Consider the following 23546-nt stretch of genomic DNA (forward strand, 5'->3'; position numbering starts at 1 on the left):
CTTTAGATGAAGTACAAGAACATTTCTTCCCACAATTCTTATAATCCTTGCAAGTATATCGCTTATAATCCTTATCTTTGAATCTAAGTTCTAATACGTAACCCATCGGACATCGATAAGAATCTGTAGTTGGATCATACTTAAAGCTAGTTTTATCAAAACCACTCTCTCTTTTATCTCGATTTTCTTTTTGTCTTTTTATCAGTATTTCCGTACGTTCATCTACTGTTTCTATGATTTCTGACATATTAAAGTAACCTGTATCTGCTACTGCAGTTATGTTATCTTCTTCAAATACTTCCTTCACTTTGTCTACCATGTTAGATAACTGGCCTTGATCATTGACATCATTCACTACCTCAGCTTCAACAAGTAATTTGTGTTTACTGTCAACAACTGTTTGGAGGTTATAACACACTTCAAACTTTCCGTTGTTCTTCATTGACTTCGCTTCTGGATCCGTTAAACATACTTGAGTTTTATCTTGCTCTTTCAACTCTTGTTTAAGGTGTTCTAACTGTTCGATTCGTTCTCTATAATTTTCTACTTTCTCTTTGATTTCTTGTTTCATACTTTCTTTTTCTGTTGTTTTTAAAACATCATTGATATACTCTTCTATCTTCGATTCATAGTACTCTACTTTCTTTTTGATGAGGCTTTTATTATAATGCTTATTCTTTGCACTATTTGCTTTTATCTTAGTTCCATCAATAGCTACTAGACGGCCATCAATAAGTCCAAAGCCTTTTAACATCAACGTAAATTCTTTAAATAATTGTTTTATGGCCTTTTTGTTATCTTTCATAAACCCAGATAGAGTGCCATGATCGGGTTTGAGTTTACCTATGAGCCACATCACTTCAACATTTCTAGTCGCTTCTGTCTCCAATCTACGAGATGACCTGATACGATTCATATAACCATATATATATAACTTCAGTAAAATATCTCTCCTGTAAGGTTTTTGTCCTGCATTCTTCCCAGAAAAAGTGGTGAAACCTAGGTCTTCTAGATTCAAACTATCTACATAAGCGTCTATCACTCTTACTGGATTATCTTCACTCACATAATCATCCAATGTATTTGGAAATAAATTAATCTGATTTCTACCTTCTCCTTCTATAAACGCCATAGTATCATCTCCCTATTGTACTTATTCGACATAAAGAGCCAATATCTTTTGGATAAGAGTAGAAATCCCATAATTGTTAGACAGACTCACGTACGGTGTTGTGAGAGGGGCGAAAATAATGTCCTTATTTTCCCTCTACTCGTTTCGTCATAAATAACATCGTCTTCTTCTAAAGAATCCAATAGTTTATTACAATCACTTGACTCAATTACAACAATGGCATAATATGCTTTCTAATCAATTCAATTCTATCCTTGGCACGTGGCATAAAGCGAGAAGCAATAGCAACTACCAATTCCTTTTTAGGGTTTATGAATATTACATTTCCACCATCGCCTAAAGCTGCATAGCCATCATCAACAACCCACCACAAGTAACCATATGGCAAGTCTCCCCAGCGATTTTTTTCCTTTGTGCTTTCCTCTGTCCATTGTAAAGATAGAATTTGCTTACCGTTCCATACGCCGCCATTTAAATATAACTGACCGATTTTTATCATATCTCTTGGAGTTAAAGTAAGCCCCCAACCAGCAGTATTTACACCTTTAGGATCTGCTACCCAACCAGTTACATACTTATCCTTGAGAAAAGATAAATAGTCTTCTTTATTTTGTATAAAAACATTATTAGGAACTTTGATTTCAAGAGGTTTAAATAAGTTCTCCTTAGCAAAGTCAAGCACTGATTGACCAGTTGCGTTTGTAAGAATACCTGATAAAATATTTAAACCAACGGTTGTATATTTAAACTTCTCAACATGGTTTTTGCCCCCTAGCAAATCTAACGCAGCTTTTACCCAATTATCATTAGAATAGACCTTTGTATATGGTTCTGACTTGTATTTAAATGGTGCAGTCATTGTCAACAAATTTTTGATGGTGACTTCTTGTATAGTTTTTTCACCGCGCTTAATTGTATAATCAGGGAAAAATTCTAATACTTTTTGTTCAATATTTTTAACATATCTTTTATCTATTGCAATACCAATAAGTACTGATATGATACTTTTAGTTACAGATGCTACATGTAATACATCTTCGTGTGTATACCCATCAAAATATTTTTCATAAACCAAACTTGTATTTTTTGCAATAGCAATACCTGCTATATTGGAATAATCATTTTTTACTAAATCCTCAAAATTAGAAATAGAATTATTATTCATTTTCCCCTTTTCGTATAGACACATTGACGTCAAATATATCAAGACACTCCTTTTAGTTAAAATCTAACAATATTGTTATAATAAAGAATAATTTGTTATAAAAATATATTCAACTATTTATTTACAAAAAGAAAAAATGGTCCTGGTTCAAATAAATTAAAGAATGAGAACACCTGGATATAATGACTTTTAGAGATTAACTGTATGATAAAATACTGCAAAAAAGAATATTAATGATATAACTACAAGTACAACAAACCTAAATTTTTTTGAGGTCGGAAGAAAAATAAATTTTGCTGTTGTATGTGGAAGAAACAAGCCTATTGTAATGATTATTCCGATAATAGCCCAAAGAAAAGCTGTCTGAGAGATTTGATGTGGATATGTGATTACACCGACACTAAAGAGTAAAACTATTAACAAGGTATTAACTATCAATCGCCTTTTAAATTTGATCTCCAAAATTAATACCTCCCACTAGTTATCTACCTAATTATGATATATATTCAAATATATGAGAATTATTTAAAGAAACTTAAGTAATTGTGTAAATTAGATGTAAAAGTTAAGAATCTCAGATTCCCACCAATAGAAATATTAGCTATACCCGATTGTGTTTTAACATCAATGACTGAAACAGTGTTATTCCCAGAACTACATAAGTAATTATTTTCATATGATGATCAGCGGGAAAAATGAGAATAAATACAATTTCTAAAATAAAAATTCCTCCCTACTCTGGAAGCGGAAGGAGAGTAAAGAGGAACGCCATTACACAATCTTAAAATTTTCCCTGTTTGTTCGTAAAAGGAGGAAACAGGAGGAGAGTGATAATTATGGTGTGCTTCTATGTTATGCAAGAATTTTTGTTAAGCCTGTATTAATGTGCTATGGCAGATAAATCATTTTTATAAAACTCAATAACAAATAGGGGTAGTTATTATTCTATAACAAGCTTTTCATAATTAGATTTAATAGAAAAATAACAGAGGGAACTAGAGATGAAGAATGACTCAATTAACAATATCTTCGTATGATATGTTCCTTTACTTAACTGACCAAATAGGAAAAAATTAATATACCCATCACCACAATTGCCCAAAGTGATAGGAATTCCTTTGCTATAATTAACATATGTATATCCACCTTTCTCTATGGTGAATGATAGTCGGTTTAATGGTGAGTGTTAATAATCTATAAGCATAGTTGAATCTACTACATACTGAATTCTATGTAGTGGATTCAACTACGTAAGCTAATTTTCCATTAGGAGAGAAGGTAACTGAACCTATGTTACTTATTAGCATTGGAATTGGAATTGTAGTAATTACAGAGTGAGTTTTAACATCGATGACGGGCACAGAATTTTCATTTGAAATCGTAACATAAGCAATTTTCCCATCAGGAGTAATAGCAACATCATTTACATTAGCATTGATACTAGGATTAACAAGGGTAGTAGAAATTAATGAATGTGTTTTTACGTCTATGACGGATACGACACCACCGAAGTTTGTAGCATAAGCAATTTTTCCATCAGGAGTAAAAAGGACTCTAATTGGATCAACAACTTGTATTGTAGCAATGACAGAGTGCGTTTTTACATCAATAACTGATACATTTCCAGGTTGTTGTTGAGATCTAGTTGTAACATAAGCAATTTTCCCATCAGGAGTAAAAGCAATATCTCTTAGATTTTGACTAAAAGTCACAGTAGCAATGACAGAATGTGATTTAACGTCAATGACAGACAAAGTACCATCTCCACTATTAGCAACATAAGCTAGCTTTCCATCAGGAGAAATGGACATTAATTCTGGACCTGTATCAACAGAAACAGTAGCAATGACTGAATGGGTTTTAACATCGATAACAGAAACAGTGTTGTCCAATTGGTTAGTAATATAAGCTAATTTTCCATCAGGCGTGAAAACGATGGTACTAGGATTGCTACCCACTAGAACAGTAGCAATAATTGAGTGTGTTTTAACATCGATAATTGAAATAGTATCTCCAAATGGGGGACCTGTACCTCCGTTAGTAACATAAGCAATTTTCCCATCAGGAGTAAAAACAACATTACATGGATTAATACCAGCTTGAATGGTGGCTATAACCTCCTGTGTTGGTATATTTATAGCAGATACAGTGTTAACATCTTCATTTGCAACATAAGCTAATTTTCCATTCGGAGTGATATCTAATGGTGATGTACCAATAGCTATACCAATTGGAAAAGTTGTTATAGCAGAATGAGTATTAACATCAATTACGACAGTAGCCAAAAAGTCCACCCCTATCTAAAAAATAATTTTTTTACAGTGTATGAGAAAAATGTATCTTTGATGTAAAAATTGTATGTTTATAACAAAAATCAAAATGTTATAGTAAATACAAGATAGGCTGTGGTTGACAGGGGGATGTTCTAGAAGATAAAACGATGAGAGGTATATCAAACTAAAAGTTTAATTTTATTAGGGGCTTCCCCAGTTGGAGACAGGAAACATATTCATTAATGAGTCTATCAGTTTATTAGACTAATGATCAACATGGAAATAGGATTCTACTAAATCGTGCTGTTAAAAAGTAAATCTACATTAAATTGTACAAAAGACAGATTTCAACTTATTATTCCAAGAGAGAATGAACAACATATACTTCTAAGAAAAATATGTAACCTCCCTGTTCAGTACATGAAAAGGAGGGGATTTTCACCGATTACCATCTTCTGATAAATTCAAATAACTCATTTAAGGATATTTAAAGCCCTTAGTAATGCATTTAAACTATTATCTGCATCTTTCTTACTATGAAACGCATTTGGCACTGTTAACCCTAAGTGATGATAACCTGGATAAACATGCAATTCTGTAAGTACTCCGTCATACATTAAACGTTTTGCAAAATCCAATGTCTCATCAGCAAATAATTCAATAGAGCCTACACATAAATATGTGCTTGGTAAGCCCTTAAATGTTTTGGCCCTAGCAGGCGAATAATATTCTGAAATGCCTTCAGCTCCAGGTTCTTGTTTAAGAACTGACTTCCACGCAAAATAATTGATAGCATTATCGAAAAAATATTCACCATTAAACGGATGGGCTTCTTCGATAGCCGTACGATCATCTAGCATTGGTACAGATAATTGCAAATGATGAATATTAAACTCCTGACAATCACGAGTAAATAAAGCTAATCCGGCAGCTAATCCAGCTCCAGCACTTTCACCAACAACAGCAATTCTATTAATGTCAATCTTTAATTCTTTAGCGTGGTCGATACACCATTTAATTCCTGAATAACAATCATGTAATTGAGCAGGTTGAGAATATTCAGGGGCTAAACGATAGTCTACAGAGACACCGATAAAATTATAGTGATGTGCTAGAAATGCATGTTTTTCATTATTCATTTCTGGACTACCAATTATCATACCACCGCCATGTACAGAATAAATTAATGGATTTAGGTGCTCAGCTTTATTTTTCGGTTTTGTAATTACTAACCTTACTTTAGAATCATCAAACAAATTATCAATCCTTATTTCTTCTATTTCAACATCATACCGTTCTATCATACTAGAAGTGAAAAACGCATTGATTTGTTCTCGAACTTCTAAATAATTGTCTGGTGTTAAGCTCAAACTGCCCATAGCATCTAAAATATCTCGTATTTCTGGATCAATTAAATGTTCACTTCGTTTAACTCTTTTCATAATACACCTCCATATTTAATTGTACATTTTAAATCAAATGTTCCGTATTTTGAGTATTAAATTGCTTTCTCAAAATTTTTCTAAAATTTCTTATAACTTCCAACACATTATCTCTTACAAGTATTAATCATCCAATAAAGTTATTTTACATACAGTTTTTATAAAACCATAGACACTTTAGTGTTGATTTTCCTATCTGGAAGTGCATGCTGCCCATTTATCGCTATAGAAATTGAACTGAGTCGAACGAGATTTTAAAGCCATTTTAAAGGATAAGCAACAAGCTTAAATGACATAAGTTTTTAATCTATATTAGAAATCCCACCTCTTAAAGCTTTTAATAAATGAATATGATCGTCTGAGGTGGTATTTCTTAGAATAAAATAAATCCCCATTTTCAAAAAATTAAAAATAACAAACGACTATTAATGAAATTATTGCTATAATTTATATTGAAAGATCTTCTACTTATCAGACATCACAGTCTTGATTTAAAGTGGGGATTCCTAACAAAAAACTAAACAGTTCCTAAAATACTAGGCCACTCCTGTAGTAATAAAGTTATGGAGAAATAAATTGGCTAATTCACTTACAATAAATCACAAGTAATATTATGTTTTATATGTTTCGGCTACGAATTTAATAGGAAAAGGTGATGAAATATGAGTATTTGGGACTGGGTGTCAGATTTTTTTTACTTCTTAAGTGATCTTTTCTCAACAAACTCCAAGAAGAAAGAGGAGGAGGAGTAGAATTAAGTATCATTCAGCTTGTATAGGTTAAAATATAGCTTCAAAACGAAAAGGGCTGATTTAAGCCCTCTATTCAACTCCATTATTGATTACTCTACTGAAATTCCATCATTTAACATTGGTGCTAATAGTTCTTCATCAACCATACCAATTGCATGCACTGTTTTTAAATTTACTAACTTTTGATAACCCTCTATACTTTTCACATCAAAAATATCATCATCTCCATCCCAATCCGGCTTTAAATATGAGGTGTAAATTTCATTTCCACCATCAAATACTAGCTCTGTGATGGAATTCAGATCACTATCTTCAAGAACTAATTCACTAAAATATTGAATAAGCTCTGGTATTGGAGGATTATCTTCATACCATTCGTAATTGTCGACAAATTTTTCTTCTAACTTTTGCAAATCATCTTCAAACCTTGTAAATTCATCTGATTCAATCAAGCTATTTATCACCACTAATTTAAAATTAAAATCACTAAACAAGCCTGCCTTGTCTTTATATGTATTCATAATTACATCACCTTCCACAAATTAATTAATGATATTTTTTCGCCATGCACAATTAAAAATCCTCTATTTTTTATGGTGAACAATAAAGAGGGAAGTTTAGCTCAAGAATTAAATGATCATATTCCTATTTCCGTAACACTTATTCATCCAGGAAAGTTACAAACAGCGTCTGGAGCTTATGACGCGGATACGAGTCCAATTGATGCGGCTAATAGGATATATTCTTGGCTTTTAAATGAGAAACAAGATATATCCGGTAAATTCTTTGAGCCATTAGGAATAGAAATGAGCTGGTAAGGTGTTTTAGCAATTTTAATAGATTTTACCATCAAGGTGATGTTAATTAAAGTAGCCTATTCTTATTCCACTGAATAGCGTAAGAATGTAGTTAAGGCCATCCTGTGACATTAAGAATAATATCTATTGAAAATAGACAACCAGTCTGAATGTCAGATCCGCTTATAGTAGACACTCAAAATTAAGCTCAGTTTGCTTGTCTACTAAAAGAGGATTTTTTTATGATTAAAGGTAGCAAGAGTTATGATATTAACTTTTTTAAAAATAGTTTTCGAATAGTACCAACTAATAAAGAATTATGTTGCAAATGCTAAGGAATTTAATATTCATCGTAAAAATGCACACAAAAATGAAGAGTAAAGAGTACCTCGGGAAAGGCGAGGGAGAAAAAAGAATTTAGTAAAGTCACTGGTAATCGCAACGAACATCCAGAATAGAAAATAAAACGATTAGAAGCAGAGCATGAGTGAACACATAAAACAAAAAATAGTTATTAGCTCATTAATGATTTAGCTAAACTGAATTATTCAATTTATGTAGCCTCTATGTTAATGTCGTTCAAAAAGGTATATCACGATATATCCTCTTCACCATATCATAAATATCACTTATTTAATAAGCCTCCGTCCGTAGACTAAAAGATGGTTACTATATGTGGGTAGTAGCTTTTAGTTCATCTATGTACTCATTTCAAACGTTGTCACCACTTTTTATATCGATCTACTTCATGTCATGTTGTCCTAAAATTACCATATTTATTTTGCAACTTCAACATGAATTCATTCGTCTAGCATGTATAAATGAGTTATTTAGGAGGCAGTTAGCAAAATTGGTAGGATATTATTACTTCTTGGATTTATACAATTGTTGTGATGCTGAAAACGAGATATTTTTAGTGGATACTGTGCCTAATATAATATTCTGATGTTTACATGTTTAATGAAAAGAGGTGATTACATTGAAATATATTTATATGCTTTTTAGTACTGCAATGCTGTTGTCAGCTTGTTCTAAATTAGAGAACGTTGATGATAGTTTATCATTTGAAGAACAAATTCAAGATTTATTACTTCAAAATCAAATTAACTTTGGTACCATCATTGATTATGATGTTAAAGCTAAACATGTTTTTGTCATCTATTAAAGTAAAAAGTATTTAAGACCTATAGAAGTAGCAGTTTTAAAAATGGGTAATAATAACCTAAATTGGGTTACTGGGTATAAAGATTTTTTGTATGAGGGCTCGTCAACACATTGCCAAAAGGTTTCTATATGTGTAACTTTAATAAGAGAAAGCGATCCTAATATTAAAGATGTGAAAATGTTTGGCAAAGCTGATAAATTAGTTAAATCTTCTATTGAATTGACAGATGGCTACACGGAAGAGGTAAAATATTGGATTATTTATACCACTTATGACGAATATAACAACGCTATATCCAATGATGTAGAGTACGTGATGAAGTAATGTATAGCTAATATAGCTGAATCAGGTGATTATTAATTTTACATATAAGGAGAATATTACTATGAATAATTCGTTGGAAGTAATTGAACTTACATCTGTTGACGACAACATAATAGAACTTGCTAATTTGTTAAAGGAAGTTGTTAGTAAGGGTGCTTCTGTAGGGTTTTTAGCACCTTTAAACACAGATACAGCGATAGAGTATTGGAGCAAAGTGCTTAAGCCTGGAGTGATTTTGTATGTTGCAAAGATTAATAATGAAATTAGAGGAGCTGTTCAGTTGCATTTAGCTATGCAACAAAATGGAACACACAGAACTGAGGTTTCAAAGTTAATGGTTGACCCAAGTAGTCGTAGGTGTGGTATTGCCTCAACACTAATGAAAACTATCGAGTCTAGAACAACGAATGAAGGTAGAAGTTTAATAATCTTAGATACTAGATTAGGTGATCAATCAAATATTTTATACAAATCTTTGGGTTATGTAGAATCTGGGACGATACCATCCTATGCACAGTCATCAGATGGCAAACTACATGGAACGGTTTTTTATTATAAATTATTGGGACAAAAGCAAACAACGTAGGAAACACTTAAGCAAATTTACGGTCATAAGATTAGACATCAAAGGAGAGGCATTCATGAAATCTGTAAAAATATTATTGTTTTTTTTAACATTAGGGTTAGGTACCTTAACTGCTTGTAGCTCTGTAGAAATGACGAAGGAAAAAACAAGTAAGAATGATCTACAAACAGAAAATATGGAAATTGACACACATATAGATAAAGGCGAACTAGCACATGAAGAAAATGCTATGCAAGAAGAAAGTAAAGATCAAAATGAACAATCAAATGAAGATAATGTGTCAGCTGAAGAAACTATGGAAAATGAAGATCAAGCAAACGGGAATAAATCATTATCAGTTCAGATAATTAAAGAAAAATTAAAACTAGGCCAATCGAATGATGAAGTTGAACATCTTTTAGGAAGTGACTATCAGAAAGGGATAGGAGCCAAGAATAGTGAACAATTGTGGAGGTATGATATAGGTAAAGACGAAAATCATCAACCACTTAACGATGAATTATTTGATGCTATAGACGTGGAAGGTTTAAATAGTAGAGTTATTGAGGCTCAAATATTTATTACTTGGTATGAAGATGGTACAGTAGAAAAATATTCTATTTATTATATTAATAACGAAACTGGAAATGTGGACAATTACCGAGTATATTACGATGAAAAAGGAGATATACAAAGAATCATAAAATAATAGCTAATTCTACTTAAAGCTAGGAGTAGCCATATATACCCATCCTAAAAAGTAGTTTTGTACGAGTTTACTGTTAATGACAACAGGCTTTTAGATTAAATACGAGTATGTGAATGAATTGAAAAAGGATTGCCATTTCAGTCTAGGCAATCCTTTTTGTTTAGTATGTTAAGCATCCCGCTATAATCAAACCAACTGCTATTGATAAAAGTAATAGGAAAAGACCTACCGCTTGATTGTCTTCATCAATTGCTTTAGTAATTTTAAATTGCGGAGTAAGTAATTCTGCTAAGAAAAAGACTACAATTTGTGCGACGATTCCTATGGAGCCCCAAATCATTAAATCAATAAGGTTAAGTGAATTAGCAGATGTAGAATATAGAACTATCCCTAAACCTACTAATCTACCACCAAGAACATAAGCAGCTGCTTTATTCCCAGCTGCAATTAATCGAAACTCTTTGTTTTTTGTTGTCAGCTCCATTAAAAATAATCCTATAATAAGCATAATAATATTAGTTCCTAAATATAGTAAGAAATTTACCATTTGTTATTTCTCCTTAAATGTATTTCTCATTCCGTACCAATTGGTAAGAAATAAGATTCATTTTCCAATGTCTAATCCTTAGAGAACACCATCTTAGATTCTTATAAAATGTTAATATCTGCGTTGTAAACCTTTTCATAATGTATGTGTCACAGGTTTAGTACAAATGGATTAAAAACCCTCACTTGTTGTCCTCTTACTGTTCGGAAGATATTCTTTGAATCAACCCCCAAATCCTCCTTTTGCTCCGGAACCAAAACCGGCCTTTGTAGTAGCATTTTTGTACGTTGAGGTAGATTTGTAAGAGTTATAAGCTGAGCTCTTAATCAATTTACTTTTATTAATATAACGTTTGCCATATAAAAAATAGTGTCCATAATAATCGGAATCGTCGTCATCACATTCCCATACACCCAACTCATTGTCGAATTCCCAATCTAAACAATCTTCATTATCTGGTACTTCGGGTAAGGTTGATTCCCCGCATCCAGTTAATGAAAGTGAAACAACAGCAGCGCTTACGCCTGAAATCATTTTCTTTGTTTTGTTAACTTTCATCAATTATCCTCCTTTTCACTTAATATATACTCATACTACCAAATATTATAATCTAATATACAAAAAAAGGGATTACCATCAAATTTTTATGGATTAGAACCATTGAAGTATATTCTAATATGTTTAATTTTAAACGAAGAATTGGCAATAAATTCAACCTTATATTTTGCAACTTTTTTTAAAGAGATTCGTCTTGTATATGAGAAAAAAAGTTGGACAATATTTATAATTTAAGAATCGAGGAAGTGTTAATGAAAAAATTAGTATTTGCTATAGTTTTAATAACGATCACAGTTATCTTTGCATTCATTTTAACTTATACAAATGTAAAAAATACACAACTTCATTATTACGACGGTGTCTTACTAAATGTTGGAGTAATCGGGACACTACCAGACGTTCAATCCCACAATGTATTATTACATCAAGCTACCTTAGAACAAATTGCTGACGATAATATACAATATGATGCTTTCGTATTAACAGAAGATGTTTTTCAAGAAGCATCGTTACGTACAAATAAAGAAGTCTTCGCTAGCAACTTTCATACGCCAGTTTTCTTTGTAGGATTATACAAACCTCTCTGGGTGTTTTTAGAGGATGATTATAGAGGTACTTATGATGATGCATTCTCTCGTGATTATATGGGGCATACACAAGGATATTTAATGACAGATGCAGAAAATCATCGAACATGGATATTAGGTAAAGGTCTATTAAAGGACAAAATAAATAATAAAGAAATCAATAATATATACTATAATTTATTTAAAGTTACCGAAAACATTAAAAATGGCAATGTTGAAAATGCCCTAGACTCTATGTCAAGTGAATAACCTTTCCACAAACCATATAATTGTAAGACAATTAGGTGAGAAAAGCTAAATCTTTTGGTTGATTTTTGTTATAGCAATTTATCCTGTAGATTAGAACAAACGTTTCAAGTGAACTATTTGGATTAATCAATGATAATAAAAAAAGAATAACACATGCTGGATGATCACCTTATTTTTATATTCATTTAACAGCATGCTTATTCTTTTTTTAGTAAGAACTCCTTATGTAGTAATTAGTCATTTACACTGAAGAAGCTAGCTTAACAAATTTATTAAACAATGGAATTTAGCTAATGAACGTCATACTTATAGTGGTAGCCACCGGTTAAAGAAAACCATTCTTTAAAAATACGATCATTTGATAATCCTTTTTCTAAACCGTCTAAAAGATTAGGATATTATCTAGGTTATAGCGTTGTAATTATTTTAGCAGAACAACTAGGATAAAACTTGTTGGAAATCAGTAATTTAAATTATTTTATGGCTACATTATGATTCACACTTATTCATTTTTAACAAAAATAACTATTAGATTTAGCTATTTATTGAATTCATTAACTGGAAGAAATATTCAGATTTATGAAACTTATTTAGGTTATACCATGAATGTAATGTGTCTGGCGTGAATACATCTAATGTTTTCAGTACTTCCATAGCAAATTCCAGAGGAGCTATACCTGATGCTGTTACCAGATTTCCATCACATACTACAGTTCCCAATTTATAAAACTGTTCTCCTTTATAATTCGGACAGCTCATTTTCATATAATCTAAGTTATTGCTAGTATGTTTTCTAGAGTTTAGGTAGCCAGCATTCGCTAACCCTTCAGTTGCACCACAAATTGCAGCAACAATTGTACCAAAGTTTAAAGCATCTCCAATTTTCGCTAAGATAGGTTGATGAATATTTTCTCCCCATGTATTTCCTCCAGGTAATATTAAAAGGTCTTTACTCCTTAAATCACACTCATCAAGTGAAATATCTGGTTGTATGTTCAGTCCACCCATCGTAGTAACCGTTTCTTTATTAGTTCCAACTGTCATTATTTTCAAGGGAGCTAAACCTTTTTTGAAATATCTTCCAGAGTTTAATTCAGCAATTAAATATCCATATTCCCAATCTGACATCGTATTAAATACGTAAAGAAGAACTCTGTTTGTTTGCATCTAATAACACTCCAATCTAATATATTATAGAAATTATAAAATAACTTCCCTGACAGATAGCGTCAGGGAAGTTATTAAATTTCATAAAATTGTATTAAATCCGAAAGAATTTCGATCAACCTTTCTTTTATACTTATTGGCTCTTGAACTTGAATCGATTTACCATAAGGTAAAATGATATGAGGTACATATGTATTTAGTATTTCTTTCTCAAGTAGGAATATCGCTTGATTAGAAGTCCGTTCATGTAAATAATGTTCTAAAAACCAATGTTGGCATATATCATTCAATGTGTTTTTATTTCCGTTAATAACTAGAGAAATAATCTCTTCCTTATCATCTATAGTCGGAAGAATATTTTTTAAAAAAAATTCACGTGCTGAAAACTCTTTTGGTTTGTTAAACTGATATTCGGTTTGCTTGATGGTATCAATACGCTCAACTTTAAAACTGCGAATATTATTCCTAAGATGACAAAATCCAATTACATACCAGTTAGTTTTCCAATAAATAATTGTGTAAGGATCAATCAACCTAAACTTCGTTTGCTTTTCGCCACTTTTATGGTATTGAATATTAACAGTGTAATTGCCGGCAATTGCCTGCTCAAGTTCTTTCAGTAGAGGTACCGCAGAGAAGGAATTTTTTTTACTTATAACTTCAAGACTAGCTTTACGTTGGTTTATTTTTCTTTCTTGCTCTTGATTAGAATATTTACTTAGTTTTGAAACTGCCCTAGATAGTGCTTCTCCTCCGTAGTATCCCGCTTCTTTTGCAAAAACAGCAGCATGATATAAGGATGTTTGTTCCTCATTATCAAAAAAAAGAGGAGCTTTGATAAATTTAGTCAGTAACGTATATCCACCGTTATGACCTGAGTCAGAAATTATAGGTACACCACTTATAGAGAGTGTGTCAATATATCGATACACAGTCCTTATATTAATCTCTAATTTTTCTGAGATTTCCTTTGCAGTTATTTTTTTACCAGTGCTTAGCATCCATAATATTGCTAGTAAATTGTCAATTTTAGGCATCTGAAGCCACCTCTAAAATGTATATAATTTTTATCGTAGTTTAGTAGAATTTTACCAAATTCTAAATTGTTATTCTACTCATTCCTCAAGAATATGTAGTATGTTCAATTGTTATCAAGCTTCTTTTAATTAATAAACTTACTTAACAAATGATTATTTTTTTCAACATCTTTAGGAAACTATGATGCTACCTACAGTTATTTAAAACAGCTAATTTGTCGTTCAATTTGGTTACATAGTGTATAAGAAAAATACATATGTCAAACAATATGGGATATACGTTTTATACCATGATATTAAACAGTCACCTCATACAAAAGCAAGCTATTATTAGTCAACTTAGTTTTTTTAGACGAGACACCTTAACGATAACAAAGAATATGAAACAATCACTTTTTTTCAATGGACCATATTATAAGAAAATCAATGTTAACCAATATGTACCCCCTCCTACGTCATTTTCAAAAGCATAGTTAGGAGGGGGTGGAGTGATGATTAATGGTTACATGATATGTTATGCATTTTAAAGTGTGGTGCTTGTATTTATGTGCTAAGTCAACTTAATCATTCTTTAATAAATGATCAATTTAACTAAAGAGCATTTGTCGAGACTTGCTAGAATAAAAGCTTTACTCCATCAGTTTTAACAACGAATTAACTTAACATGCGATTGGACATAATTATTGACTACTCTGAACAGCAAAAACGTATGTGTAAGAGAGAAGGGGGTTGCTGTAAACGTAGCAGGCGGGAAATTCCTTTCAGGTATTGTAGCTATTACTGAATGGGATTTTGCATTAATAACAAATGTAGCCAAAATAAAAGCACCTCTTCATTTAGTCGTTGTTAAAATGATATGAAATATTTTCTACAGTGCTACTATATTGGGTATTTGTTATTCGAAAAATATGTGACAGTCATTTAAAAATATTAAATCTACTTCATCAAGCAGCATGAACTTACTATATAATGATGAGGAGAATCTACATTACGAAAGAACCACACCGCCCATTTATGTAAGAAGTCAAGCAACAAATTGCACAATGGAAAGAGACAATTCATGCAAACTATAGTGTAAACTGCTACATAAATTTCTTATTACATGTAATAAGATTCGTCTTAGGAAATAGTAGATCAATAACTTACAATTTTGAGAAATGTGTTAAGAGAAGTAGTAGTTAGATAATATACAAAGCACTCCATACCGATTCCATAAAATTTTCATAAGGTTAGAAAGGTGGGGGGATATGACTAATAAAATGTATTTTTCGGTATCAACTTATCTTAAAGAAGACTCATGGATAGGGGTACCGTTAAATTATGATTATTGGATTCCGTTAATTAAGCACTTTTTAAAACACTCAAATACAATTGAAATCCATTGTTGGAATGAGGAACAAGTAATTTTCGACGAGTTATTGCTAATAAATGAGGATTATACTATGGATGTCATGCATGGTATGACCATTATTAAAACAGCCTTATCTCCGGAATTAATTAGCCTACTGACAACAAAATACCTGGATAAAACAGGAAAGATAAAATGGTTTTCTTTATTCTTTTACAAAGATGGAAACATAACCTTTAACTCAGAACATTGGGGAACAGAATTTGTTGTCTCTGCTTTAAACAAAGGTGAAGCTCAAACAATTCGTAGCATAATGCCAAAGGATACAAATTTCCATGAATATGAATAACCGTATAATGTTATCCCGAATGAATACCTACTAGATTAAGTCATTCTACAAATATATATAGACACACGAGCAAATATAATAAAAGAAAGGCCTCTCTACACAAGTTTTTGGACTAACAAGGGTAGAGAGGCTTAAAATACATTATTTTTTATGATGTTTACATAGTTAAGTTACTTTCTTTTTACGTAAGTACTTTTGTAATCCTCTTTCAATAACCATAAAATTAATGATAAGTAACGTAATGACTAAACACGTCCAAAATGGAACCCAAGGGTTAACCCTTATATCTACGGCACTATTTTCTAACAATGCCATCCATGATTGTGAATTGCTAATCCACACCCATTGACCTGTAAAACCCATTTGTATTTTCTCTTGAGACATAAATACGCCAATGATCGCTAGTTGAGCAAGTAAAGTTGTCGTTTTAGCGAGATCAGACGTAAAATTAACGACAATTTTCGGGTACAAATGAGGTAAATAATAATAGCGATAATTTTTAAATGCCGTATTCCCAACGGCTACACCTGATTTGACGTACTCAGAACTAGAAAGCTTGTCTAGCTCATTAGACATTAGGTGAACAACAGCACCTAATTCAACAAGTGCAATGAGTAAAATCATCCAAAACGGTCTCCATTCACTAAGTACAAGCTGTGGAATTACCGAAATGATTAAAACAAAAATTATAGTTGGGACATAGCTCAATAAATCATTCCAAAATGTGATGATTCTTCTAAATATACTATTTGTATTTCTAACAGCAAAGCTAATGATGATGGCTAAAACGTATCTTAACAACACAATACCAACGATTAAAGTCAGTGTGTTCTTTGCTCCAACAATGAATAGTTCAATTAGATCTCTACCAAATTCGTCAGTTCCAAGTGGATACTCATCCATAGGAGCAACAGGTGGCATGAATAACTTATCATTGATGTATAAATGCTTAACACGGGTCATGTCAAATATCGGTAGAATACTAGTTATAATGCTTATCAGAAGTAATAAACTTATCGATAATAATCCGATCGTCAATTGCCAATTTTCTTTTATTTTTGCTTTTAAAAAAGTTATGATTTTTCTAAAAAGATTATTTGAATTGTTAACAGTAGAAAAGCTAAGCTGATCTCCGACTTTAAATGTCGGGGTTAAGAAAGTTTGTAATATCTTCGTGATGAGTATTGTTAAGAAAATGATCAACATAAAGGTGATAAGAAAAGCAATTTGTGTTTGATATTCATAATAATTTGTCGCTACGATAAATCTGTACGCTGCTCCCTTATAATCTGTGAAAAGCTCGATTACAGGTAGGCTTGTTAAAATATAAATCATCATTTTTGGAGCAGCGCTCAATATACTGTTCCATGAATTCCATAATCCGTGAACGAAAATCTTCCTAAACTTTGACATACCTTTTGCTGATAAATAGACCATATACAGTTTACTTTCCTCAAGCGTAAGATTATTATACATCACTCTCACCATGTAGATTGCTGGATATATAGATAAAATAATGGTGGGGATGACTATATTACTAGCTTGTTCATGACCATAAAGATCAATTCTTGGAAGTCCATATAAAGGAAACTTAATTAATACGAGTTGTAAACATAGAAGTAAAAAGAAATCCGGTATTGTAAACAATAAATCTAAAAATGATCTTATGTATTTAAAAAATCTCTTTTTTCTAAAATAGTATATAATTAAGCCAATTAATGATCCACCTACAAATCCTATTAAGAATGCAGGAGCAATCAGTTTAATACTTCTTCCCATATATCTCTTTATTTCTTCACTTATTTCGACCCCAGTATAAGATAGTCCAAAATCTTTGTTTTCTTTAATACTCGTAATAAAATTAGTTATTTGATTTTTATATGCTTCAAATCCAGTATTGTAATGTAATTGAACCCCATTTCCATCATTCAAATCCGCATTATACGATTCCCTCGGTATTAAAATGACAAGACTCATAATTAAGAATATTAAGACAATATAAAGTGTACTTTGCGCTAACTGTTTCAAAATTTACCCCCTCTGTAGAATTTGTTGAATATTGCAATATAATGTTTAGTATTATATCAAAAAAATGGATTTTTGAGAATAATTTAGAAAAAATTTGTAAATTTTTAAAGAAAATATAGAACAGAGTTATAGTAAACAGACTATAGAATTCCAGAAATTAGTTTCGATCAGTAGTGGGGGTTCTTAAATTTTAATATTTTTATAGTTCATTACTCATTTTAGTCTTCTAGAAGGCCTAGGATGTTCTGCATATTTTAACATGAATAATAATGTACATGATTTGTTCTATTGATGACTGTATGCCAAAGGATTAAATTTACCATTAATTTAAATAGGTGGATATTTATATCCAACCTAAAAAGGAATTCAATAAATATATTCATAGAACCACGAGCAAGATAATGATAGAAAGCCTCTCTATACATATTTCTTCAATTTATAAGTGTAGAGAGGCTTAAATTAAATCTTTCTTTATGATGTCAACAGTTATTTACTTTTTGCCAAAAAACTTTAGTAAACCTTTTTCAATTACCATAAAATTAAGAATGAGTAACGTAATAGCTAAACATGTCCAAAATGGAATCCAAGCGTGAATTCTAACATCTACAGCACTATTTTGTAATAATGCCATCCATGATTGTGAAGTGCTTACCCACACCCATTCTCCAGTATCAAGTTGAACTTTCTTATGAGCTATAAAAACGCTAATAATAGTTAGCTGCGCTAGTAATGTAGTCGTTTTTGCGAGATCAGATGTAAAATTTACGATTATTTTTGGATAAAGATGAGGCAAATAATAGTAACGATAATTTTTTAGAGCCGAATTACCTACAGCAACACCTGATTTGGCGTACTCAGAATTCGAGAGCCTGTCTAGTTCATTAGATATAAGATGTACAACAGCCCCTAGTTCGACAATAGCAATGAGTATAATCATCCAAAACGGTCTCCATTCACTCAACACAAGGCGTGGAATCGTTGCAATAAGTAAAACAAAAATTATTGTTGGAACATAGCTTAGTAAACCATTCCAAAATGATATGATCCTTCGAAATGCATTATTTGTATTTCTAATAGTAAAACTAATGATAAGCGCTAAAACGTATCTTAGTAATACAATGCCAACGATCAATGTCAGCGTATTTTTTGCGCCGACTATGATAAGATTTATTATGCTTCTTCCATATTCGTCAGTTCCAAATGGATAGTCACCCATTGGAGGTACTGGTGGCATGAATAACTTGTCATCGATCCATATATGCTTAACTCGTGTAATATCAAATAATGGTAGAATACTAGCTAAAATACTAAATAGAAGCAATGAACAAATCGTTAATAACCCGACAGTTAATTGCCAATTCACTTTCAATTCTTTTATCATAAAAGAATTGGTTTTTCTAAATACACTAGTTGTATTTGGTACTGTAGTTAAACTGATTTGACTTCCATCATTAAATATTGGGGTTAAGAAAAATTGTAGTGTTTTCGTTATGATGATTGTCAAGAAGATAGTCAGCATAAAAGCTAAAAGTAAACCAATCTGTGTATTAATTTCATAAGCCTTAGTCCAAGCATCTGAAGCAATTAGAAATCTATATCCTGCCCCTTTATAGTCTGTAAAAAGCTCAATAATTGGTAAGCTTGTTAAAATATAAATCATCATTTTTGGAGCAGCACTTAATATACTATTCCAGGAATTCCATAATCCATGAATGAAAATCTTTCTGAAATTTGACAATCCTTTTGCTGATAAATAAACCATATACAGTTTACTATCCTCAAGCATAAGATTGTTAAACATCACTCTCACCATGTAGATTGCTGGATAAATGGATAAAATTATCGTAGGGATGAGAATATTACTAACGTGTTCATGCCCATATAGATCAACCCGCGGAAGTCCATATACTGGAAACTTTATTATGATAAGCTGTAAACAAAGAAGTAGAAAGAAATCCGGTATCGTAAATAATACATCCAAAAATGATTTTATGTAGTTGAATAACTTTTTATTTCTATAGTAATAAATAATTAAACCAATTAATGATCCACCGATAAACCCAAATAAAAATGCGGGAGTAATGAGTTTAAGACTTCTCCCCATATACCTTTTCACTTCATCCATTACTTCAAGCCCAGTATAAGATAGTCCTAAACCTTTGTTTTCTTTTACGCTGGATATAAAATCCTTTACACTTTCTTTATATGCCTCCCATCCAATAGGGTAGTTTAAATGAATGGCACTTCCTTCTAGTGATAAATAGTACTGTCTAGGAATTAATATAATTAGACACATAAATAAGAATATTATGACAATATAAAACGAATTACGCGACAATTGTTTCAAAATTTACCTCCTCTGTAGAATATTGTAATATAATGTTTTGTATTATATCAAAAAAATGGATTTTCGAGAATGATTTAGTGAAAATACGTAAATTATTTAACACCGTTTTATAGAAGAGGAAGCTTATATTGGGAAGAAAGGCATACCTATATTTTCGATGCATTAAATAAAAAAGCATCTTATTATTCTATTAACAGTCAATATTACTTAAAAAATAAGTAATTTTTATTGTGGTGTCGCTTATTTTTTACATTTAAATGTTTATTTAGTAGTTCTTTGAAATAAAAGAATGTAAATTCAATTGATTCTTTTTAATGATCTAGAAAGCATAGGTTGTTCTGTATATTTTAACTTGAATAATATGATGTACATGATTTGCTCCATTAATGAATGGGCATATAACCCTTGAATACTTTCATAGCATTTAGTTTTGAAGTTATATACACATATATTATTAACCGAAAATCTATCATGGGCCGTATCGGTTTTATTATCTTTAATTAATAATAAATAATACCTACAGTATTCAGGTTCAGAAATGTTAGCATATTGTATTTCTAGTTCATCGTGTCTTTCACCAGTTCTCTTTTTAATTAATTTTACATCACATAGTTTATCAAGTAGATTATTCATAAAAAACACCTCTAAATAGATTAGATGTTTCTATGATTTCCAACAATTGTTGGATAAATACATGAACTTCTTATTACAAATTTCATATTATTCAATATTTGTACAATTCAGCCAATATTAGGAAGAGAGATAGTGTTGGTTTTCATATCCTTGGATCGACAAATAAACAGATGAGGAGATTTAGCGATATGAATCAGAGACTAATTAATGAGGTTAAAGAGGGGGGGATAGTCAATATTATTAATGAATATACTTCTATATAGATAGCTCTAAACATAAATTTTGGAGGAAGGTATATGGAATTTGTCAAAGCAGAACATTTAAAGAGCTTATATAGTGTAAAGGCAAGTTTTTATAAATTAGAAAAAGGTAATCAAGTGTTTGAATGTAGAAATTATGCACAAATCTACCACAAGAATAACATAATTCACTCACATTATGACGCAGTGTTTGTTTTAGTAAACCCAGGTTTATGCTCACCCAAGTATCCAACCTATCAAATCCCTCATTACAACAAAGGAAGCATTCCAAAAAACTTTACTCCGGCTAACATTGACAATACTCAATATCAAATTATGCGTTTCATGCTATTAAAGCAATGGGATAACATTCTTATAATTAATCTTTCAGATATTCGAGCAGGCAATATATCTACGTTTAAACAAATGGTAAGTGAAGCTTATAGTAAGGGCTTTGAAAAGCATAGCATTTTTTCAAGTCAGCGCAAAGAAGAGCTAAAAGATGTATTGGTGAGATGCCAGGGACCTATCATATTGGGGTGGGGCATTAATCCTATAGTAAAAAGCCTAGCAAAGAAAGCATATGCCTCATTACCTCTGGAGAAAATTATCGGGATCGAACATAAGGAAAGACCTTTTTATTATCATCCAAGTCCCACACTATTAAAAGGAAAAATAAAGTGGTTAAAAGAAATGAATGAAAGAATTTCTTGATTTTACAAGGCTTTTTTCGATCTCATGATTTATCTACCCAATAATGGTAAAACAATAGTATTGTAGTCGACCAATCTGGTACAACATCTCTTATGTTTGCGGTTGATCACCATGATCTTGAAATGGTGAAATATTTTATTTAATCCAAAATGGTGCAGACTTAAACATTCAGAACATGAGTTATGATACGGCACTAAGTGTAGCGATTGTAGGAGGAGATTTTAAGGTATTTCTTACATTACTTGAAGCTGGTGCGAACCCGAATATACTAGATGATCAGGGCTATACAATTTTAGTAGACGCTGTTTTCAGTCATAACATTGAAATGGTCCAAACCTTACTTAAACATTCAAGTATACATGATGAAAGTGGTAACTTTTCTCTCTATTTAGCTGCTAGGTGGGTTATCTTCATATCGTAAATGTCTTATTACTTGCTGGGATAGATCCTAATAATGATAACCGTCCTCTCAATGGTGCTGTAAGTTATGGTCATTTTGATATTGTTAAGGCTTTACTTGAAGCTGGTGCAGATCCTAACCACCCTAATCAGCAAACTAAAAGAGGTAAAACGCCACTATTTGAAGCTGTCTATTTAACAAATACCGATAATCAGTTAAAATTTGTCCGCGAGCTACATAGAGCTGGTGCTAATATTAACCATCAAGATCATTATGGAGACACAGCTCTTATTATTGCTGGTAGGGACAACCGACTACAAATTATAAAGAAACTCTTAGAATATGGTATTAACCCTAATATGCAAAACCATAAGGGAGATACTGCTCTCATTGAGGCTTGTCGAGCTGGAAATGTTGAGGTTGTGGAAGCTTTAATTCAAGCAGAAGTAAATATAAAGATAAAAAATAAAAAGTGGTTATCCGCTAAATATTACGCAAAGAAGAATAAAGACCAATTCATTATTAAATTGTTAAAATAAATCGTCTAGCTAAGAAATAATCATAAACGATTGTTTTATACAAATAAAAAAGACGTTTGGTACCCATTGAAATTAGTTCCATTACACGATTTGACAAATGAAGTGACATAATTTTCAAGAATATGACTATCCCTGAAGAGAAGAATTGCTGAAATATAGGAAAGAGTGAATAAATAATTGTTGTGATGATACCTGGTGTAATTTTCTAAGTTATATAAACTACTTTAATCTGAGGTAATAAGAAAACTAATATTTCTATTTAGAAGAAAATGTATATTTATTAAACAATGGCAAAGATGTGAATCGGATTGATAGAGAAAAAGATGTAGAGAGGTTCAACAGTCTTTGCGATTATGCTAAATCTTTTTATTCATTAACTAAGAGCTGATACCTTTTTGAGATATTCATTGAAGCATGCTGCTAGGGTTGTATAAATCATTCTACGCTATGGTTTAACAAAGCTAGTGCAAAATCCCTAAA

General features: G+C 31.5%; 24 protein-coding genes and 1 pseudogene. 11 read left to right on the forward strand and 14 right to left on the reverse strand.

Annotated elements, in window-relative coordinates:
- The 7 genes and pseudogenes from JM172_RS08180 to JM172_RS08210 all read right to left on the reverse strand — a co-directional run.
- Positions 1-1132 (reverse strand): IS1182 family transposase (locus JM172_RS08180; RefSeq protein WP_214481700.1); only part of this gene is annotated, 1132 nt, incomplete at its 3' end.
- 208 nt (positions 1133-1340) lie between these two features.
- Complete coding sequence (locus JM172_RS08185; protein WP_214481701.1) at positions 1341-2297, reverse strand: serine hydrolase domain-containing protein; 957 nt, start codon at positions 2295-2297, stop codon at positions 1341-1343.
- A gap of 189 nt (positions 2298-2486) precedes the next feature.
- Positions 2487-2759 carry a hypothetical protein gene (locus JM172_RS08190; protein WP_214481702.1) on the reverse strand — a complete coding sequence of 91 codons (273 nt, stop codon included), beginning with the start codon at positions 2757-2759 and terminating at the stop codon, positions 2487-2489.
- A 59-nt stretch (positions 2760-2818) separates the two neighbouring features.
- Positions 2819-2950: pseudogene (locus tag JM172_RS25400) on the reverse strand (hypothetical protein); the annotation flags it as partial.
- A 576-nt stretch (positions 2951-3526) separates the two neighbouring features.
- Positions 3527-4582 (reverse strand): cytochrome D1 domain-containing protein, encoded by a 1056-nt coding sequence (locus JM172_RS08200; protein WP_214481703.1) that lies wholly within the window; start codon positions 4580-4582, stop codon positions 3527-3529.
- Positions 4583-5043: 461 nt separating this feature from the next.
- The gene (locus JM172_RS08205) at positions 5044-6012 is read right to left on the reverse strand and encodes an alpha/beta hydrolase fold domain-containing protein (RefSeq protein ID WP_250886575.1); all 969 of its coding nucleotides are present in this window, start codon (positions 6010-6012) and stop codon (positions 5044-5046) included.
- Positions 6013-6853: 841 nt separating this feature from the next.
- Complete coding sequence (locus tag JM172_RS08210; protein ID WP_214481704.1) at positions 6854-7285, reverse strand: DUF6892 domain-containing protein; 432 nt, start codon at positions 7283-7285, stop codon at positions 6854-6856.
- Positions 7286-7357: 72 nt separating this feature from the next.
- On the opposite strand from JM172_RS08210, the gene JM172_RS08215 reads away from it, so the two are divergent.
- The 5 genes from JM172_RS08215 (at position 7358) to JM172_RS08235 (ending at position 10324) form a co-directional block, all read left to right on the forward strand.
- On the forward strand, positions 7358-7582 hold the full coding sequence (locus tag JM172_RS08215; protein ID WP_214481705.1) for a Rossmann-fold NAD(P)-binding domain-containing protein: 225 nt from the start codon (positions 7358-7360) through the stop codon (positions 7580-7582).
- Between the two features lie 958 nt (positions 7583-8540).
- Positions 8541-8726, forward strand: coding sequence for a hypothetical protein (locus tag JM172_RS08220; RefSeq protein WP_214481706.1), 186 nt, complete (start codon positions 8541-8543; stop codon positions 8724-8726).
- Positions 8727-8768: 42 nt separating this feature from the next.
- Complete coding sequence (locus JM172_RS08225) at positions 8769-9050, forward strand: hypothetical protein (protein WP_214481707.1); 282 nt, start codon at positions 8769-8771, stop codon at positions 9048-9050.
- A 61-nt stretch (positions 9051-9111) separates the two neighbouring features.
- Entirely contained in the window at positions 9112-9636 is a 525-nt protein-coding gene (locus JM172_RS08230; RefSeq protein ID WP_214481708.1) for a GNAT family N-acetyltransferase, read from the forward strand.
- Between the two features lie 55 nt (positions 9637-9691).
- Positions 9692-10324: a hypothetical protein gene (locus tag JM172_RS08235; protein ID WP_214481709.1), complete on the forward strand. Its 633-nt coding sequence runs from the start codon at positions 9692-9694 to the stop codon at positions 10322-10324.
- A 160-nt stretch (positions 10325-10484) separates the two neighbouring features.
- Here JM172_RS08235 and JM172_RS08240 read toward each other — a convergent pair whose 3' ends face one another.
- On the reverse strand, positions 10485-10871 hold the full coding sequence (locus JM172_RS08240; protein ID WP_214481710.1) for a DUF350 domain-containing protein: 387 nt from the start codon (positions 10869-10871) through the stop codon (positions 10485-10487).
- 222 nt (positions 10872-11093) lie between these two features.
- A complete protein-coding gene (locus JM172_RS08245; RefSeq protein WP_214481900.1) occupies positions 11094-11429 on the reverse strand; it encodes a hypothetical protein in 336 nt (111 codons plus the stop codon).
- 251 nt (positions 11430-11680) lie between these two features.
- Between JM172_RS08245 and JM172_RS08250 the strand changes: the two genes are divergently transcribed.
- Complete coding sequence (locus JM172_RS08250) at positions 11681-12265, forward strand: hypothetical protein (RefSeq protein ID WP_214481711.1); 585 nt, start codon at positions 11681-11683, stop codon at positions 12263-12265.
- A gap of 534 nt (positions 12266-12799) precedes the next feature.
- Here the strand turns inward: JM172_RS08250 and JM172_RS08255 are convergent.
- The gene (locus JM172_RS08255; RefSeq protein ID WP_214481712.1) at positions 12800-13432 is read right to left on the reverse strand and encodes a type 1 glutamine amidotransferase family protein; all 633 of its coding nucleotides are present in this window, start codon (positions 13430-13432) and stop codon (positions 12800-12802) included.
- A 74-nt stretch (positions 13433-13506) separates the two neighbouring features.
- Positions 13507-14469: a helix-turn-helix transcriptional regulator gene (locus tag JM172_RS08260; protein ID WP_214481713.1), complete on the reverse strand. Its 963-nt coding sequence runs from the start codon at positions 14467-14469 to the stop codon at positions 13507-13509.
- Positions 14470-15152: 683 nt separating this feature from the next.
- On the opposite strand from JM172_RS08260, the gene JM172_RS08265 reads away from it, so the two are divergent.
- Together JM172_RS08265 and JM172_RS08270 are read left to right on the forward strand one after the other, a co-directional pair.
- The gene (locus tag JM172_RS08265; RefSeq protein ID WP_214481714.1) at positions 15153-15329 is read left to right on the forward strand and encodes a hypothetical protein; all 177 of its coding nucleotides are present in this window, start codon (positions 15153-15155) and stop codon (positions 15327-15329) included.
- Positions 15330-15716: 387 nt separating this feature from the next.
- A complete protein-coding gene (locus JM172_RS08270) occupies positions 15717-16166 on the forward strand; it encodes a hypothetical protein (protein ID WP_214481715.1) in 450 nt (149 codons plus the stop codon).
- A 165-nt stretch (positions 16167-16331) separates the two neighbouring features.
- Here JM172_RS08270 and JM172_RS08275 read toward each other — a convergent pair whose 3' ends face one another.
- The 3 genes from JM172_RS08275 to JM172_RS08285 all read right to left on the reverse strand — a co-directional run bounded on the left by JM172_RS08275 (position 16332) and on the right by JM172_RS08285 (position 21174).
- Entirely contained in the window at positions 16332-18194 is a 1863-nt protein-coding gene (locus JM172_RS08275; RefSeq protein WP_214481716.1) for an ABC transporter permease subunit, read from the reverse strand.
- A 490-nt stretch (positions 18195-18684) separates the two neighbouring features.
- A complete protein-coding gene (locus tag JM172_RS08280; protein WP_214481717.1) occupies positions 18685-20541 on the reverse strand; it encodes an ABC transporter permease subunit in 1857 nt (618 codons plus the stop codon).
- 297 nt (positions 20542-20838) lie between these two features.
- Entirely contained in the window at positions 20839-21174 is a 336-nt protein-coding gene (locus JM172_RS08285) for a hypothetical protein (protein ID WP_214481718.1), read from the reverse strand.
- 296 nt (positions 21175-21470) lie between these two features.
- Between JM172_RS08285 and JM172_RS08290 the strand changes: the two genes are divergently transcribed.
- The 3 genes from JM172_RS08290 to JM172_RS08300 all read left to right on the forward strand — a co-directional run bounded on the left by JM172_RS08290 (position 21471) and on the right by JM172_RS08300 (position 23066).
- Positions 21471-22127, forward strand: a complete 657-nt coding sequence (locus JM172_RS08290) for a hypothetical protein (protein ID WP_214481719.1) — start codon at positions 21471-21473, stop codon at positions 22125-22127.
- Positions 22128-22269: 142 nt separating this feature from the next.
- A complete protein-coding gene (locus JM172_RS08295) occupies positions 22270-22548 on the forward strand; it encodes an ankyrin repeat domain-containing protein (RefSeq protein ID WP_352223197.1) in 279 nt (92 codons plus the stop codon).
- Positions 22527-23066 (forward strand): ankyrin repeat domain-containing protein, encoded by a 540-nt coding sequence (locus tag JM172_RS08300; RefSeq protein WP_214481721.1) that lies wholly within the window; start codon positions 22527-22529, stop codon positions 23064-23066. Before JM172_RS08295 ends, JM172_RS08300 begins: the two co-directional genes overlap by 22 nt.
- Positions 23067-23546: the final 480 nt, after the last annotated feature.

The sequence above is a fragment of the Bacillus sp. SM2101 genome (assembly GCF_018588585.1).
In the GTDB taxonomy this organism is placed as follows: Bacteria; Bacillota; Bacilli; order Bacillales; family SM2101; genus Nanhaiella; species Nanhaiella sioensis.